Source organism: Billgrantia lactosivorans, from assembly GCF_003254665.1.
Lineage (GTDB): Bacteria > Pseudomonadota > Gammaproteobacteria > Pseudomonadales > Halomonadaceae > Halomonas > Halomonas lactosivorans.
Map to the genome: position 1 here is coordinate 1,155,565 of NZ_QHGY01000001.1, position 15,305 is coordinate 1,170,869.

Sequence of the window (15,305 nt, forward strand, 5' to 3'; positions counted from 1 at the left end):
TGCCACCGCGGAGGTTGCCCCTCGCCCATGTCGCTGCATACTCGACCGGCCTATGCCGCCGATGCCCTGCCCCAGCTGGTCGATGCCCTGGTCGAGCAGGGCTGGTATATCGGCACGGCCTTCCTCGACGCCGAGCTGTGCCACGAGTTGCATCGTGAGCTGACGCAGATGGCCGAGCACGAGGCGCTGGCCGCCGCCGGCGTCGGACGCGGCGACGAGCACCAGCTGCGCCGCGACATCCGCGGCGACGCCATCCACTGGCTCGACCGCGAGAGCCTGGCCCAGCGGCGTTACCTGGAAGCCATGGGCGAGCTGCAGCGCGAGCTGAACCAGGCGCTGTTCCTGGGGCTGTTCGAGTACGAGGCGCACTTCGCCCACTACCCGCCCGGGGCCTTCTACAAGAAACACCTGGACAGCTTCCGCGGCCGCGCCAACCGGGTGGTTTCCACGGTGGGCTACCTCAACCCCGACTGGCCGGCGGACGGCGGCGGCGAGATGGCGATCTTCGCCGCCGACGCGCCCGAGCGCGAGCTGGCACGGGTGCGACCCGAGGCCGGCAACTTCGCCTGCTTTCTCTCCGAGCGCGTGCCCCACGAGGTGCTGCCGACCCGCCTGCCGCGGGCCAGCATCGCCGGCTGGTTCCGGCGCAACGCCTCGCTGGGCGGCCGGGTGGACCCGGCGCACTGATGGCCCGCGAGACCGAGGCGCTGCGCGCGCGGCTGGCCGAGCTCGAGCGGCGCAATGGCGAGCTCGAGGCCCGCGTGGCCGAGCTCGACGAGCAGAAGCGCCACTACCGATGGCTGGCGGAGAGCACCACCGACCTGATCTCGCGCCACGCCCGCGACGGCACCTTCCTCTACGCCTCGCAGGCCGCCCGCGACCTGCTCGGCTACGAACCGGAGGAGCTGATCGGCGTCTCGGCCTACGACCTCTTTCACCCCTCCGACCTCGCCGACCTGCTCAACAAGTCGCCGCGGGTCTACTACCACGACGGCTTCTACCAGCAGACCTATCGCTTTCGCGCCAAGGACGGGCACTACGTGTGGTTCGAGACCACCAGCCGCACCCGCCGCGACCCGGTCAGCGGCGAGCTGCTCGACGTGCTCTGCGTCTCGCGCGACGTGGGCCGGCGCATTCGCGCCGAGGCCAACCGCGAGCGCCTGGCGCGGGTGGTGGAGTCGACCACCGACTACGTGCTGTTCTGCGACGGCGACGAACGGCTGTTCTACTCCAACGAGGCGGCAAGAAGGCTGCTGGGACTGCCGCGCGAGCGGCTCGACGCCCGCCTCGAGCGGGCCTATACGCCGGCCTCGCTTTCCATCCTGCGCGAGGTCGTGCTGCCCGCCGTGGCGCGCTACGGCTCCTGGAGCGGCGAGCTCGAGATGCCGGGCCCCAGGGGGCCGGTGCCGGTGCTCAGCGTGGTGCTGGCCCATCACGGCCCCGGCGCCGAGCCCGATCATCTCTCCCTGCTCAACCGCGACATCGGCCTGCGCAAGGCCGCCGAGGACCAGGCCCGCCATCATCAGGAGCAGATCGCTCACGCCAACCGCCTGGCGACTACCGGCGAGCTCGCTTCCAACATCGCCCACGAGCTCAACCAGCCGCTTGGGGCCATCGCCAACTACGCCAGCGGCGCGATGCTGCAGCTGCGCGCCGACCCGGACCGCCCCGCCGGCGACCTGGCCCTGCCCCTCGAGCGCATCGACGAACAGGTGCAGCGACTCGGCGAGCGGCTGCGCCATATCCGCACCTTCGTGCGCAAGGGCCAGACCCGGCCGCGCCCCGTCGTCCTGCTCGACGTGGTCGACGCCGCCTGTCGCCTGTGCGAGTGGCAGTACCAGCAGGGCGGCATCGCCCTCGAGCACGAGCTGGAGGCAGCGCTTCCACGCGTTCAGGCCGACCCCATCGCCCTGGAGCAGGTACTGGTCAACCTGCTGCTCAATGCGCTGGAGGCCAGCCGCGCGCACCCCGGGGCCGCTCGCGTCACGATACGCGCCCGCCAGAGCGGACCGCGCGAGGTCACGTTCAGCGTCAGCGACCAGGGTCCCGGCATTGGCGACGACGAGGCCCAGGCGATCTTCGTTCCCTTCCACTCCAGCCGCCCGCAAGGGCTCGGCATGGGGCTCGCCATCAGCCGCTCGCTGATGGAGGCGATGGGCGGCAACCTGGCCCTGGCCGACGGTTCCGGCGGCGCCACCTTTGCCGGTACACTGCTGGCCGAGCCCAGCCCCACCTACCGCCGCCAGCCGCCTTGGAGCCAGCCGTGATCCAGCCCACCGCCGCCCCCTGCATCGCCGTGGTCGACGACGACGAGGCCCTGCGCGACTCGCTGGCCTGGCTGCTCGACTCCGTGGGCCTCGCCACCCGCGCCTTCGCCGACGGCGAGGCCTTCCTGGCGGCGGGCGCCGACGCCTGCGACGCCGTGCTGCTCGACGTGCGCATGCCGGGGCTCTCGGGGCTGCAGGTGCAACAGCGCCTCAACGAGCGCGGCGACAGCGCGCCGGTGATCTTCATGACCGGCCACGGCGACGTGCCCATGGCGGTCGCCGCACTCAAGGCCGGCGCCTTCGATTTCATCGAGAAGCCCTTCAACCAGCAGCAGCTGATCGACGCCGTGCAGCAGGCGCTGGCCGAGCACCAGCGCCTGCGCGCGGTGCGTGAGCGTATCGAGACCCTGCGCGAGCGCTACGACGCCCTGCGCCCCAAGGAGCGCGAAATCCTGGTGCACGTCGCCGAGGGCATGACCAGCCGCGAGATCGCCGAGCGGCTCGGCGTCAGCGCCAAGACGGTGGAGGTCTACCGCCTGCGGGCGATGAAGGTACTGGGGGCCGGCAACCTGGCCGAGCTGGTGCGCCTCTGCGTGGCGCTGGGGCTGGTCGAGCCGTTACCTGACCGGGATCAGTAAAAGCGCCATTGCTGGCGGTTTGCCCGCGGCCTCGGGTTGCCCGACCCCGAGTCTGCGTCGATCATGTCGCTATCGAGACTCGAGTGCCGTCACGCATGTTCCGAACACTGCTTGCCCTGCTCAGCCTGTGCCTGATCCTGTCGCTGTCGGCAGGCTCGACGGTGCTCGCCGAACAGGCGGCTGCCTTCGATACCGTGTCGGCCGCGTCTCATGCGGCACATCCCGCCGCCGAGGTGCCGCCGGGGTGCAGCCAGGCCCAGGCACAGGAGAGCGACGAGCCCTGCCTCGACAGCAGCCACTGCACGGCTGGCGCCATGCCTTTCATCGCCAGGCTCCCGCTGCCCGCCAGGGCCGATCGGCCGCTTTCCCCGGCACCGGATCGAGCGGCCCCGCCCCCTGCACTGAAGGAGCGCCCCCCCAGAAGCGCCTGATCGCTACGAACGACGTGGTGCCCGCACCCTATTCTTCACATGCCGATCAGGAGCTAACATGGCCCTTACCGTGACACGCCCGCTCCCGGGCCACTGCCGGCCTGGCAATGCCCACCCGACCCGCTCGCCTTTCCACGCTGCCCTTGTCGCGGCCGGCGTGGCGCTCGCCATTGCCGTGGCGTTCCCGAGCCTCGCCCATGCCGGGCCAGCCAAGGCCCCTGCTGGCCATGAAGCAGCGCACCCGGCCGACCATGAACATGACATCGGCCACGACACCGGCCAGCCGGCACGCACCGAGCACGAGCAGGTGCCGACGCAGGACGAGCATGACGCGGGAAACCGCGCCGCTGACGCGCCTTCGCCGGGGCAGTCTCACTCCGCCGAGGAGGGGCACGCCAGCCACGACGGCGGCGCCTCCGGTGCCCGCGTGGTGCCCCCGGCGTGGGCCTCGCGGGACAACCCGCTACCGCTCGATCCTGCCACCCTGGCCGCCGGGGAGCAGGTATTCCAGCGCTTCTGCTCGACCTGTCATGGTCCGACGGGGCGCGGCGACGGCCAGGCGCCCGCCGTGGCGACCTTCGACCCCAGCCCCGCCAACCTGGCGCTGCATGGACCCGGTCATGACGCCGGCGAGTATGCCTGGGTCATTCATGAAGGCAACGCTGCCAGTGCCATGCCCCGCTTCGCGGAGAAGTTGAACGAGAAAGAGATCTGGTCGGTGGTGCACTACATCCGTCACGGCCTGGCACACGACCAGCAGGAGCGCGACTCACGGGCGCATGACCATTGACGCAACCGGGCGCCGCCAGGGCGCCCGGTTCCTTTCCCTGGCGGAATGGCCCGGGGAGCGAGCAGTGCGTGCTGGCCTTGCTTCGCGATGTCGTCCCCGGCCAGCCCTGCCTGGGCCAGGCTAGAAAGACAGCTGGAGGCCAGCCACCAGGCCAGTCGTCTCGCTGGGCTCGGCGTGACTGCGCGCCATGTCGGCCGTATTGCCGTAGCGCTTCTCCCAGTAGGCGCCGACGTAAGGGGCGAACTTGCGGGTGTCCTCGTAACGCAGCCGCAGGCCGGCGTTCAGCGAGTTCAAGCCGCTGCCCATGTGAAACGCCTCGACATCCGTGCCGGAAGCCACCAGCTCCACCCGCGGCTGCAGGTACCAGCGCTGGGTCAGGCGCACGTCATGCTCGGCCTCGAGGTGCGCCCAGGCGTCGCCGTCCTCGCTGACCTTGAGGTCGAGGCTGGTCTCGATGCGATAGGGCGCCGTGCCCTGCAGGCCGACGACGCCGTAGAAGCGCTCGGGGTGGTCGCTGGAACCGACGCCGCCCTGGTAGCCGATGCCGCCCTGGAGCTCCCAGAAGTCGGCCACCAGATGGCTGTAGCGCAGGTCGAGGCCCTCGAACTCGGCGCTGTCACCGTCGCCCATGGCGTTTTCGCCTTCGCTCTTGAGGTAGACCCGGCTGATGTCGCCGCCGTACCAGGCCTCGAAATCCCACACGAGGCTCTCCTCCTCGCCCTCGGGCCAGGCATACTCCAGCCGGTCGAATCCCGCGGCCCAGACGGGATGGGCCGCCATCGGCGAGGGCCACTCCTCCGGGGCATCGTAGCCATCCTCGGCATGCGCCCCGGTCGTCGCCAGCAGGGCCAGGGCGGCGCAGGCAACGGGCAGTACTTTTCCGGTTTTCATGCGTACTCCTTCACGAGACCTTGACGACCCGGAACATGCCGGCGTCCATGTGGTAGAGGAGATGGCAGTGGAACGCCCAGCTACCCTCGGCATCGGCGGTGATCAGTGCGGAGACCCGCTCGCCCGGCTTCACGTTGATGGTGTGCTTGCGTGGAATGAGCTCCCCCGCGCCGTTCTCCAGCTCCATCCACATGCCGTGCAGGTGGATGGGATGCTCCATCATGGTGTCGTTGACCAGGATCAGGCGCAGGCGCTCGTCCTTGCGGAAATGCAGGGGGCCATCGACCTGGCTGAACGTCCGGCCATCGAATGACCACATGTAGCGCTCCATGTTGCCGGTCAGGTGGATCTCCATCTCGCGTTCGGGCCCGCGGCGGTCCGGCCAGGGGCGAAACGCCTTGAGGTCGCGATACACCAGGATGCGCCGCTCGTCGGGATCGATGCCGATGCCCGCCTGATCGTACTGCGAGCCGGGCTGGGCGGTCCCGGCCGGCAGCAGGTCGCCCTGCGCGTTGGCAGGCGACGCGGCGCGCTGCCCCTCGGCGTGGTCCATGCCCTCCATCCGTGAGTGGTCCATGCCTTCCATCCGCGAGTGGTCCATGCCCTCCATCCGCGAGTGGTCCATGCCCTCCATCTGCGAGTGGTCCATGCCCTCCATGCCGGCGTGGTCCATGCCCTCCATCCGTGAGTGGTCCATGCCCTCCATCCGTGAGTGGTCCATGCCCTCCATGCCGGCGTGGTCCATGCCCTCCATCCGCGAGTGGTCCATGTCCTCCATGCCGGCGTGGTCCATGTCATGCGCGCCCATCGCCTCCATGCCCCGGTCGGCGATCCGGCGGCGCTCGGGAAGCTCGGCCTGCATCCCCAGTCGCGGCGCCAGGGTGGCACGGGCGAAGCCACTGCGGTCCATGGTTTCGGCGAACACCGTATACGCGGTATCCGCCTCGGGCATCACGATGACATCATAGGTTTCGGCAACGGCGATACGGAACTCGTCGACCGGTACGGGCTGAACGGGCTGGCCGTCGGCGGCGACCACGGTCATCTTGAGCCCCGGGATGCGCACGTCGAAGTAGGTCATCGCCGAGCCGTTGATGAAGCGCAGGCGCAGCCGCTCGCCCGGCTTGAACAGCGCCGTCCAGTTCTGCTCGGGCGCCTGGCCGTTGACCAGGTAGGTGTAGGTGCTGGCGGTGACGTCGGCGATGTCGCGGGAGCTCATGCGCATCCGCGCCCACATCGCGCGCGTCCGGGCGGTCTCGCGGAAGCCGTTCTCGCGCACCTCGGCGAGAAAGTCGGCGACGGTGCGCTCCTGAAGGTTGTAGTAGCCCTCCGCGCTCTTCAGGTTGCGAAAGACCGAGGCCGGCTCCTCGTAGGTCCAGTCGGTCAGCATCACCACGTGTTCGCGGTCGTAGCGAAATGGCTCGCGCTCGGCGGCGTCGATGACGATCGGCCCCGCGTGCCCCAGTTGCTCCTGCAGGCCGGAGTGGCTGTGATACCAGTAGGTACCGTGCTGCACCACCGGAAAGCGGTAGACGAAGGTCTCCCCCGGGTCGATCCCGGCAAAGCTGATCCCCGGGGCGCCGTCGACCTGCGCCGGCAGGATCAGGCCGTGCCAATGGATGGACGTCGGCTCGTCCAGCAGGTTGGTGACGCGAAGGGTGGCGTCCTGCCCCTCCCGCAGCCGGATCATGGGCCCGGGGCTCGTGCCGTTGATGGTGATGGGGCGCGCGCTGCGCCCGTTGATCTCCAGCGTCTCGCGGCGAATGGCCAGGGCGATGTCGTTGCCCTCCACCGCCCCCTGCGGGTAGGCGTTGCTCTGCCCCCAGGGATCGGCCCAGGCCGGGGCCAGTCCCAGGGCCGAGGCGCCCAGGCCGAAGGCGGCTCCGCGCTTGAGCAGCTGTCGGCGGGAGAGGGTCAGGCCGGCGGCGTTGTTGGTGGTCATGCGTGGCTCCTGTCAGGGGAACTCCAGGCGCCATGATGCGGTGGATTGCTGAAAGCAGGCTGAACAGTCAGCCCGCTTCGTTCAGCGGAAGCAAGACCTCGACTCGTAGCCCTCCCTCTGGAGAGGGTGCGAAACGCACTTGGCCGGCGTAGCGCTCGACGAGCTGACGCAGGATGGACAGGCCGAGCCCATGCCCGGGCTTGCCCTCGTCGAGCCGGGCGCCACGCCGCCCCAGGCGGCCGAGGTCGCCCGGCGCGACCCCGGGGCCGTCGTCCTCGACGCGAATCCTCAGTGCGGCGTCTCGCCACAGGCGGCAGTGGACCTCACGGGCGGCCCACTTGCCGGCATTGTCCAGCAGGATGCCCAGGATCTCGACGAAGTCCTGTCGCTCGATGCCGGTCCTGGCCGGCAGCGAGGCATCGATGGCGAGCCGGAACTGCCGTTCTGGGTAGAGGCTCGAGAATAGCTCGACGAGCTGCTCGGCTTCCCGCCGCAGCTCGGCGCGCTGCCCCGCCGTGGGGCCGGCAATCCGCGAGCGCTTCAGCTCGGTCTCGAGCTGGGCATGCATGTCCTCGAGCCGCTGCAGCATCTTCCGCCTGCGTTCGGCGTCGATGGGGCGCGAGCCGCGCAGCACCTGGACCACCGCGGTCAGCGGCGTCTTGAGCGCATGCGACAGGTTGGCCAGGGACTCGCGCGAGCGCTGGAGACGCCGCGCGTGTTCGTCCATCAGCCGATTGAGCTGCGCCACCAGGCCGTCGAGTTCCGACGGCGCTTCGAGATGCAGCCGTTCGCGCGCCCCGCAACGCAGCTCGTCGAGCTGTCCGCGCAGCCGCGAGAGCGGGCGCAGCGCGCGGTTGACCGCCATCAGGTTGAGCCCGATCAGCAGCAGCAGCAGCAACCCGGCGATGGCGCCGACCCACCAGTGCAGCGCCTCCAGGCCATCCTCCACCTGGCCGAAGTCCTCGCCGATCAGCAGCACGCCAGCGCGGCCGTCGTACTCGAAGCGTGCGCGGTAGACCAGCAGGTGACGCTCGCCGGTTGTCACGAGTTCCAGCGCCTGGTCCTCGCCCTCCAGGTAGGGCGACAGCGTGTCGAGCCAGCGCGGGTGGGAAGTGGTGATCTCGCCGTCCAGTTGCAGCACATAGAGGTGATGAAAGACTTGCAGCGCGGGGCTCTCCGTCTCGCGCCACAGCTGCGTCGAGAGCTGCCCCTGGCGGAACTGGCGCAGCGTATGCTCCGCCTCCTGGCGCAGCCGTTCACCGAGGAAGCTGCGTGCCAGGTCGCTCAACAGCACGCCGTGCAGCAGCCAGGTGACGCCCACCACGATCAGCGCTGCGCCCCCCAACCAGGCCAGCAGGCGGAAGCGCAGGCTGCGACGATCAACGCGACGCAAGGACATAGCCCTGGCCGCGCCGGGTCTGGATCGCCTCCCGGCCGAGCCGGCGGCGCAGGCGCCCGATATAGACCTCCACCAGGTTCGGCGCGGGGGCGTCCTGCTCGAGGGAGTAGAGCTGGTCGAGCAGTTGCGCCTTGGACAGGACGCGGTCGGGGTGGTGCATCAGGTAACGCAGCAGGCGGAACTCGGTGGCGGTCAGCGTCTGCCATCGCCTGCCGTCGACGCTGACCTGCTGCGTGCTCTCGTCAAGCTGGATACCGTTGACACGAAGCACCTGGCTCAGGCTGCGCGCCTGCCGCCTCAGCAGGGCCTGCAGGCGCGCCAGCAGCTCCGCCTCGTGGAAGGGCTTGGTGAGGTAGTCGTCGGCGCCGCGGCGCAGCCCCACGACCTTGTCCTCCCAGGTGTCGCGCGCGGTCAGGGCAATGATGGGCAGTTGCCGCCCGCGGGCGCGCCAGCGGGCGACGAGATCGAGCCCCGAGCCGTCCGGCAGGCCGATGTCGACGATCGCCAGGCCATACGTCTCGGTCGAGACGAGGGTCTCCGCGGCGCCCAGGGTCGCGGCGGTATCGACGCGATAGCCATTGTCCTCCAGGGTCTCGGAGAGGCTCTCGGCCAGCAGGTCGTCGTCTTCGACAAGCAGTACCTTCACCGTGCTCACTCCTGGAGAGTGATCTCCCCCGACATGCCGGCCTCATAGTGACCGGGAATGTTGCAGGCGTATTCCAGCCGGCTTACGCCCCGGGGGGCCGTCCACTCCAGCGTGGCGGTCTCGCCCGGCGCCACGGTCACGGCCGGCATGCTGCCGCCATGCTCGCCCTCGGCCATGTCGTGGCCGCCGTGGTCGCCATGCTCGTGGTCGTGGCCCTCCATCTCCTGCATCATGCGGCGGTGCTCCTCCTGGGCCGCGGCATCGCCGATCACGAACTCGTGCTCCAGCGCTCCGCTGTTGTGGATCTCGAAGCGTACCGTCTCGCCCGCCTGGATGGCCAACGCCTCGGGATCGTACATCATCTCGCTGGCCTCGAACGTGATGGTACGGTCGGGTGAGGCCGCACCGCTCTCCTGCTCGGTGGCAGCCAGGGCCAGGGCTGGCCAACAGGCCCCGAGGACAACCCAGGTCGACGTGCGCATGGAAATTTCTCCGTTCATCAAGGGGAGGCACACTTTTAGCCGCCCTGGCTGAACCCAGGCTGAATCGATTTTTTTCATCTATGCCGTGCGGGAGCGTAATGTCATGGCAATAAAGGAGAAGCTCCGATTCTTGCGCGCTCGCCATTCACTATTCTTTGCCTTTGTTACAGGCCATGACAAAGGCTTCTTGACGCTGCCACTCCCGGCTATCTAGGTTTCACAAGCGTCGGGCGGAGTCCCGATGCTTTCGGCAACATCACGCCTGCTCGACAGGAGGAACCGAGATGGATTTTGGAAAGTTCAAGTCGTGTATCGAAGCGTGCCACGTCTGTGCTGCCTACTGCGACAAGTGCGCCACGGAGTGCCTCAAGGAGGACGATGTCAAGATGATGGCGGAGTGCATCCGCCTCGACATGCAGTGCGCGCAGATCTGCCGCCTGGCGGCTTCCTTCATGGCCCAGGGCAGCGAGTACGCCCGCGAGCTCTGTCGGCTATGTGCCGATATCTGCCGCCAGTGCGGTGACGAGTGCGCCAAGCACCAGGCCGGCCACTGCCAGGAGTGCGCCGACGCCTGCCGTCGTTGTGCCGAGGAGTGCGCCGCCATGGCCGGCTGATCGAGAACGCCACTTCAGCCTGGCCTGCCAGGATCCGGCTGGAGTGGCGCCTCACCTTGGACAACGCCGCCCGATCTCACCCGAGCCGCCGCGGCTAGACCGCGAGTTCCTCCCACAGTCGGCTCTCTTCCTCCTCGCCGTCCTCCTCATTTTGCTCTTCGGGCTCCGCCTCGGACGCCTGGGGGGGAGCCAGCGCGACGACCTCGCCGCTGGGATTCTCGAGCAGCTCGCGCAGCCGCTCGTAGTTGAGCGGCGTGTCGGGTTCGTCTTCTCCCTCGAGCATCGCCAGGGTCTCCATCAGCGCGGCCATGCCGGCATCCTGCTCGCCCAGCGGCTCGTAGACCTGCACGTAAGGCATGTCGCCGTCCCAGCCGGCCTTGATCGGCTGATTGATCAGCTGCACCTGGGTGCCGACGGGCACGCGGCCGAAGATCGACTCGATATCCTCCGGGAACATGCGCACACAGCCACGGCTGGCGCGCATGCCGACGCCATCCGGCTGGTTGGTGCCATGGATGAGATAGCCGGGGATGTCGAGCAGGATGGCATGGCTGCCCAGCGGGTTGTCCGGCCCCGCCGGCACCACGGCCGGCGCCTCCTCGCCGCGTTCGGCGGCCTCCTCGCGCACCGAGCTCGGCGGGTACCAGGCCGGATCCTCCAGCCGCATGGTCACTTCGGTCTTGCCCAGCGGCGTATCGAAGCCCTCCCGCCCGATGCCGATCGGGTAGGTCTCCACTCGCGGCGGCTCGTCGCCCTCGGTCGGCGGGTAGTAGTAAAGCCGCAGTTCGGCGACGTTGATCACGATACCCTCCCGCTCCACCGGCGGCAGGATGAAGCGTCCGGGTATCACCACCTCGGTGCCCTCGCCCGGCAGCCAGACGCTGACATCCGGGTTCGCCCGGCGGATCTCCTCGTAGCCCACGTTGTGCTTGCGGGCGACGTCGAGCAGGGTCTCGTCGCCCTCCACCTCGACGACATAATCCTCGCCGATGACGTCGCCTCGCTCGGGCAGCGGATAGTGGCCCTTCGGCCACTCGCGCTCGGCTGACTCGTCCTCGTCAGCCCACGCCGTCGGCGACAACGCGCACAGCATGACCAGCAGGAGCGGAAGCAGGCCGGACAATCGCCCCGGCGCCCCGGAGCGCTGGCCGGCGTTGGCATGATGCGTCATGTCGGTAATCACTCGCTTGTCCTTCCTCACGGAATGAAGGTATCGGCGCCCTAGTCTATTCGCCCCCGGAGGGTTAGGACAGTCGGCGACCCCATTCCCTACCGTCGCACCGCGAAAAGCGGCCCGCAGAATGTTCAGCGCATTGCACCATCGTCTTTGCCGATGCACGTCAAGTTTGGATGGCGTCCGATGCCGTGTCTCGTGAACCCGTCCGCTCGAAGGCAGCACCTGCCTTCGGGCGAGGCTGCATGAGTGTCGATCGTTTGATATGCGTCAACTCTCGCCCGGACCGGTTCGGCTAGGCTGAAGTGACCCAGTGGCTCGCACAGAGTGGTGTCATGGACCTACGATCCGCCATTGCCAGACCCCAGCCTGCACCCGCCCGTGCATGGGTTCGGTATTGGCTGTTCGCTGCACTGGGTCTGGCCATCCTGCTCCTTGCGTCTCCCGCCAAGGCGGACGCGATCGTGGCCAGTGGCGAGGCGTCCAGCGGCATGGCTCTCTCCGCCGATCATGGTCAGGAGTGCCATCACGGAACACGGGTCGTCCAGCCAAGCGACGTCACGCTGCGCAGTGAGCGCCACGACAGCCTGGATGCCCCTCCTCTCGAGTCGCTCGACTCTGGGCAGGGCTCCCTGGCCCATCGAAGCTCACCCCTGGGCTCCCCCAGAACGCGCCCCGATCCCTCCCCGCTTCCGCTCTATCTGGTAACCGAGCGCTTTCGATCCTGAGTGTCACTCCTTCGGCAACGGTAAGGGCCTGCGTCACGACGCCGGCTCCTGAGATCCCGGCGCCTGCTACAGGCGCTACCCATGGGCGCATGCCCGCGAGGAGAATGACATGACGATTTCCCGACTTCCCTTCTGTCTCGGCCTGGCCGTCGTACTGAGTGCCACGGCAAGTGCCGCCACGGCACAGCAGATGAACGCCGACCCGATCGGCGACGGTACGAGGAGCCCCGGCATGATGGGCGGCGACATGATGGGCGGCGACATGATGGGCGGCGGCATGATGGGCGGCGGCATGATGAGCGGCGGCATGATGCCCTGCCCGATGATGGATGGCGGCAAGAGTGTGATGCAGAAGCTCGAGCCCGAACAGCGCAGCGAACTGCGCGAGCTGATTCACGAGCATCGCCCCGCCCAGCTGCAGCGTCTGGGACAGCTGATGAACCTGCGTGACGACATGGCCGTCGCCTTGCAGGCCGAACGCCCTGAACTGGAAACCATCCAGACGCTCCACGCCCGGATGGCGGAGCTGCAGGGCGAGATGCTGACGGAAAGCGTACGCCTGCATAACAGCACGCAGGACCTCATGACCGCCGAGCAGCGCGAGCGGTTGCAGCAGGCCACCCCCGAGGCCGCCGATCCAGACGATCATGAGGCCCATCATTGACCGGGGGCGTCCTTCCCTCGCATCGGCGGCTCACGCCGCCCCTACTTCCGCGACAGAGGGTCCGCGATGAGCACCACGGCGACGACGAAGATCACCCTGACCGTGCCCGGCATGGGCAGTGACCACTGCGCCGGTATCGTACGCACCACCCTCCAGCGCCTGAACGGCGTGGAGGAGATCGAGACCAATATCGCCAGCCATCGGGTCAGCGTCGATGTCGCGGCGAACGGCCCCGATGGCGACGCCTTGAAACGGGCCGTCGAAGGGGCCGGCTACGACGTCGCGGCGGTGAGCGGCCAGGCCGAGCATGACGGCGAAGCCGAGGCCGCCATCGAGGAGGGCTACCTGTCCCAGGCCCGCAAGCGGCTGTGGATCGCCGGGGTGCCCACCACGCTGATCATGCTCCTGATGATGCCGCACATGTTCTGGCAGCCGATCCCCGGCTACCTGTTCATCGTCGCCCTGCTCGCCTTCCCGGTGGTGTTCCTCTACGGCGGAGCCGCCACCCACCGCTCGAGCTGGCGCTCGCTGAAGAACGGTACCTTCAACATGGACGTGCTGATCTCCATGGGCAGCCTGCCGCCCTACCTGATCGGCCTGGTGGGCTTCGTCTACCCGATGACCTCGTTCATCGAGATGGCCGCCACCATCACGACCTTCCATCTGCTGGGGCGCTATCTCGAGGCGCTGGCCAAGGGACGCGCCTCACAGGCCATCCGACGCCTGCTCACGCTCGGCGCCAAGACGGCCCGGGTGGAGCGCGGCGGCAAGGAGATCGAGGTGCCGGTCAAGGAACTCGCCCCGGGCGATATCATGGTCGTGCGCCCCGGCGACAAGATGCCCACCGACGGCGAGGTCATCGAGGGCGAGAGCCATCTCGACGAGTCGATCGCCACCGGCGAGTCGGTACCGGTCTACAAGAGCGTCGGCGACAGCGTGATCGGCGCCACCATCAACAAGGAGGGGCGGCTGCGCGTGCGCGCCACCCGGGTGGGCGGCGACACCTTCCTCGCCCAGGTGGTGCGCCTGATCGACCAGGCCCAGGGCTCGCGGGTGCCGATCCAGGAGTTCGCCGACCGCATGACCGGACGCTTCGTGCCGGTGGTGCTGCTGATCTCGCTGGCCAGCCTGGCGGCCTGGCTGCTGTTTCCCGGCGCCCTGCGGCCAGTCCTCGAGTGGGGCGCCACTGTCCTGCCGTGGGTCAACCCCGAGGCCAGCACCCCGGTGCTGGCCTTGATCGCCGCCATCGCCGTGCTGGTCATCGCCTGCCCCTGCGCGCTCGGGCTCGCCACCCCCACGGCGCTGATGGTCGGCTCCGGCATCGGCGCCGAGCGCGGCATCCTGATCCGCTCCGGCGAGGCGATCCAGACCTTCAAGGACATCAAGGTGATGGTGCTCGACAAGACCGGCACCATCACCCGCGGCGAGCCGAAGCTGACCGAGGTGGTCGCCGCCGAGGGCATCAATGAGAACGAGCTGCTCACGCTGGCCGCCAGCGTCGAGAACGCCTCGGAGCACCCCATCGCGCGGGCCATCGTCGACGGCGCCGGCGAACGCGGCGTCAGGCCCGGCGAGGTCAGCGAGTTCCGCTCCACCGGCGCCCGCGGCGTGTCCGGCAGGGTCGAAGGGCGCCACGTGCTGATCGGCAATCGCCGGCTGCTCGAGGAGGCGGACATCACAGGTCTGGAAGCGCTGGACGCGGCCATGCAGGCACTCGAAGGCAAGGGCCGTACGGCCGTGATCGTGGCCGCCGACGGCCGGGCCATGGGCATCGTGGCGGTGGCCGACACCCTCAAGCAGGCGTCGGTCGAGGCCATCCGCGGCATGCACGCGCTCGGCCTGCACGTGGTGATGATCACCGGCGACAACGCACGTGCCGCCCGTGCCGTGGCCGACGAGGTCGGTATCGACGAGGTCGAGGCCGGCGTGCTGCCGGAGGGCAAGGTCGACGCCATCCGCCGGCTGCAGGAGAAGCATGGCCCCCATGTCGCCATGGTGGGCGATGGCATCAACGATGCCCCCGCGCTCAAGCAGGCCAACGTCGGCATCGCCATCGGCGCCGGCGCCGACGTCGCCATCGAGGCCGCCGACGTGACCCTGGTACGTGGCGAGCTCAGCGGGGTGGTGGATGCCATGCACCTCTCCCGCGCCACCTTTCGCAAGATCGTGCAGAACCTGCTCTGGGCCAGCGGCTACAACGCGGCGGCGATTCCCATGGCCGCCGCCGGGCTGCTTCACCCCATGATCGGGGTGATTGCCATGACGGCCAGCTCGCTGTCGGTGATCGGCAACTCGCTGCTGCTCAAGCGCCGCCATGCCCGTTACCACGCCGGAGGAAAGCCATGATGAACCGCCATCGTCCCGACACCCACCCGCAGCCCCCGTCTCCCGCCGCGGAACCCGGCTCGGCAGGTCGTCCTCCGGCGTCACGGACCCGGGGGCTCCACGCCTGGATGATGCCCCTCTGCCTGGGGCTGATGGGGCTCGCCGTCGTACTGCTGATGTGGCGCGGCCAGGGTGCCGGCGGCGCCTGGCTGCTGCTGCCCATGCTGCTGTGCCTGGGCATGCACTTCCTGATGCATCGCCACGGCCATCATCATCGCGACGAGTGACGACGAACCAACCCACACAGGAGTTGA

15 protein-coding genes are annotated in these 15,305 nt (G+C 68.9%); 9 read left to right on the plus strand and 6 right to left on the minus strand.

All coding sequences use genetic code 11. The annotated features are described in order from the left end of the window. Nucleotides 1-27: 27 nt before the first annotated feature. The 5 genes from DIS04_RS05145 (at nucleotide 28) to DIS04_RS05165 (ending at nucleotide 4,126) form a co-directional block, all read left to right on the plus strand. Nucleotides 28-687 (plus strand): 2OG-Fe(II) oxygenase, encoded by a 660-nt coding sequence (locus DIS04_RS05145; RefSeq protein ID WP_111412620.1) that lies wholly within the window; start codon nucleotides 28-30, stop codon nucleotides 685-687. Beyond that, complete coding sequence (locus DIS04_RS05150; protein ID WP_111412621.1) at nucleotides 687-2,267, plus strand: PAS domain S-box protein; 1,581 nt, start codon at nucleotides 687-689, stop codon at nucleotides 2,265-2,267. The genes DIS04_RS05145 and DIS04_RS05150 overlap by 1 nt, the downstream gene beginning before the upstream one ends. Next, the gene (locus DIS04_RS05155) at nucleotides 2,264-2,905 is read left to right on the plus strand and encodes a response regulator transcription factor (protein ID WP_111412623.1); all 642 of its coding nucleotides are present in this window, start codon (nucleotides 2,264-2,266) and stop codon (nucleotides 2,903-2,905) included. Before DIS04_RS05150 ends, DIS04_RS05155 begins: the two co-directional genes overlap by 4 nt. 95 nt (nucleotides 2,906-3,000) lie before the next feature. After that, nucleotides 3,001-3,336: a hypothetical protein gene (locus tag DIS04_RS05160; RefSeq protein ID WP_111412625.1), complete on the plus strand. Its 336-nt coding sequence runs from the start codon at nucleotides 3,001-3,003 to the stop codon at nucleotides 3,334-3,336. Nucleotides 3,337-3,394: 58 nt separating this feature from the next. Further along, complete coding sequence (locus DIS04_RS05165) at nucleotides 3,395-4,126, plus strand: c-type cytochrome (protein WP_111412626.1); 732 nt, start codon at nucleotides 3,395-3,397, stop codon at nucleotides 4,124-4,126. Nucleotides 4,127-4,246: 120 nt separating this feature from the next. Here the strand turns inward: DIS04_RS05165 and DIS04_RS05170 are convergent, their stop codons facing one another. The 5 genes from DIS04_RS05170 to DIS04_RS05190 all read right to left on the minus strand — a co-directional run bounded on the left by DIS04_RS05170 (nucleotide 4,247) and on the right by DIS04_RS05190 (nucleotide 9,486). Then, nucleotides 4,247-5,017 (minus strand): copper resistance protein B, encoded by a 771-nt coding sequence (locus DIS04_RS05170; protein ID WP_111412627.1) that lies wholly within the window; start codon nucleotides 5,015-5,017, stop codon nucleotides 4,247-4,249. A 10-nt stretch (nucleotides 5,018-5,027) separates the two neighbouring features. Then, nucleotides 5,028-6,959 carry a copper resistance system multicopper oxidase gene (locus DIS04_RS05175; protein ID WP_111412629.1) on the minus strand — a complete coding sequence of 644 codons (1,932 nt, stop codon included), beginning with the start codon at nucleotides 6,957-6,959 and terminating at the stop codon, nucleotides 5,028-5,030. 67 nt (nucleotides 6,960-7,026) lie between these two features. Next, nucleotides 7,027-8,358, minus strand: coding sequence for an ATP-binding protein (locus tag DIS04_RS05180; protein WP_111412630.1), 1,332 nt, complete (start codon nucleotides 8,356-8,358; stop codon nucleotides 7,027-7,029). Next, the gene (locus DIS04_RS05185) at nucleotides 8,339-9,004 is read right to left on the minus strand and encodes a response regulator transcription factor (protein ID WP_111412632.1); all 666 of its coding nucleotides are present in this window, start codon (nucleotides 9,002-9,004) and stop codon (nucleotides 8,339-8,341) included. Before DIS04_RS05185 ends, DIS04_RS05180 begins: the two co-directional genes overlap by 20 nt. Before the next feature lie 5 nt (nucleotides 9,005-9,009). Continuing rightward, complete coding sequence (locus DIS04_RS05190; RefSeq protein WP_245904485.1) at nucleotides 9,010-9,486, minus strand: cupredoxin domain-containing protein; 477 nt, start codon at nucleotides 9,484-9,486, stop codon at nucleotides 9,010-9,012. A gap of 284 nt (nucleotides 9,487-9,770) precedes the next feature. Here DIS04_RS05190 and DIS04_RS05195 point away from each other — a divergent pair, with 284 nt between their 5' ends. Beyond that, the gene (locus DIS04_RS05195) at nucleotides 9,771-10,100 is read left to right on the plus strand and encodes a four-helix bundle copper-binding protein (protein ID WP_111412636.1); all 330 of its coding nucleotides are present in this window, start codon (nucleotides 9,771-9,773) and stop codon (nucleotides 10,098-10,100) included. A gap of 94 nt (nucleotides 10,101-10,194) precedes the next feature. On the opposite strand, the gene DIS04_RS05200 is transcribed toward DIS04_RS05195, so the two are convergent. Continuing rightward, the gene (locus DIS04_RS05200; RefSeq protein ID WP_111412792.1) at nucleotides 10,195-11,271 is read right to left on the minus strand and encodes a L,D-transpeptidase family protein; all 1,077 of its coding nucleotides are present in this window, start codon (nucleotides 11,269-11,271) and stop codon (nucleotides 10,195-10,197) included. An 840-nt stretch (nucleotides 11,272-12,111) separates the two neighbouring features. Here DIS04_RS05200 and DIS04_RS05210 point away from each other — a divergent pair. The 3 genes from DIS04_RS05210 (at nucleotide 12,112) to DIS04_RS20415 (ending at nucleotide 15,278) form a co-directional block, all read left to right on the plus strand. Next, nucleotides 12,112-12,666, plus strand: coding sequence for a periplasmic heavy metal sensor (locus tag DIS04_RS05210; protein ID WP_111412638.1), 555 nt, complete (start codon nucleotides 12,112-12,114; stop codon nucleotides 12,664-12,666). 66 nt (nucleotides 12,667-12,732) lie between these two features. Continuing rightward, nucleotides 12,733-15,012, plus strand: coding sequence for a heavy metal translocating P-type ATPase (locus DIS04_RS05215; RefSeq protein ID WP_111412639.1), 2,280 nt, complete (start codon nucleotides 12,733-12,735; stop codon nucleotides 15,010-15,012). Continuing rightward, on the plus strand, nucleotides 15,012-15,278 hold the full coding sequence (locus tag DIS04_RS20415; protein ID WP_162623016.1) for a flagellar basal body-associated FliL family protein: 267 nt from the start codon (nucleotides 15,012-15,014) through the stop codon (nucleotides 15,276-15,278). The genes DIS04_RS05215 and DIS04_RS20415 overlap by 1 nt, the downstream gene beginning before the upstream one ends. The last annotated feature ends 27 nt before the right edge of the window (nucleotides 15,279-15,305 follow it).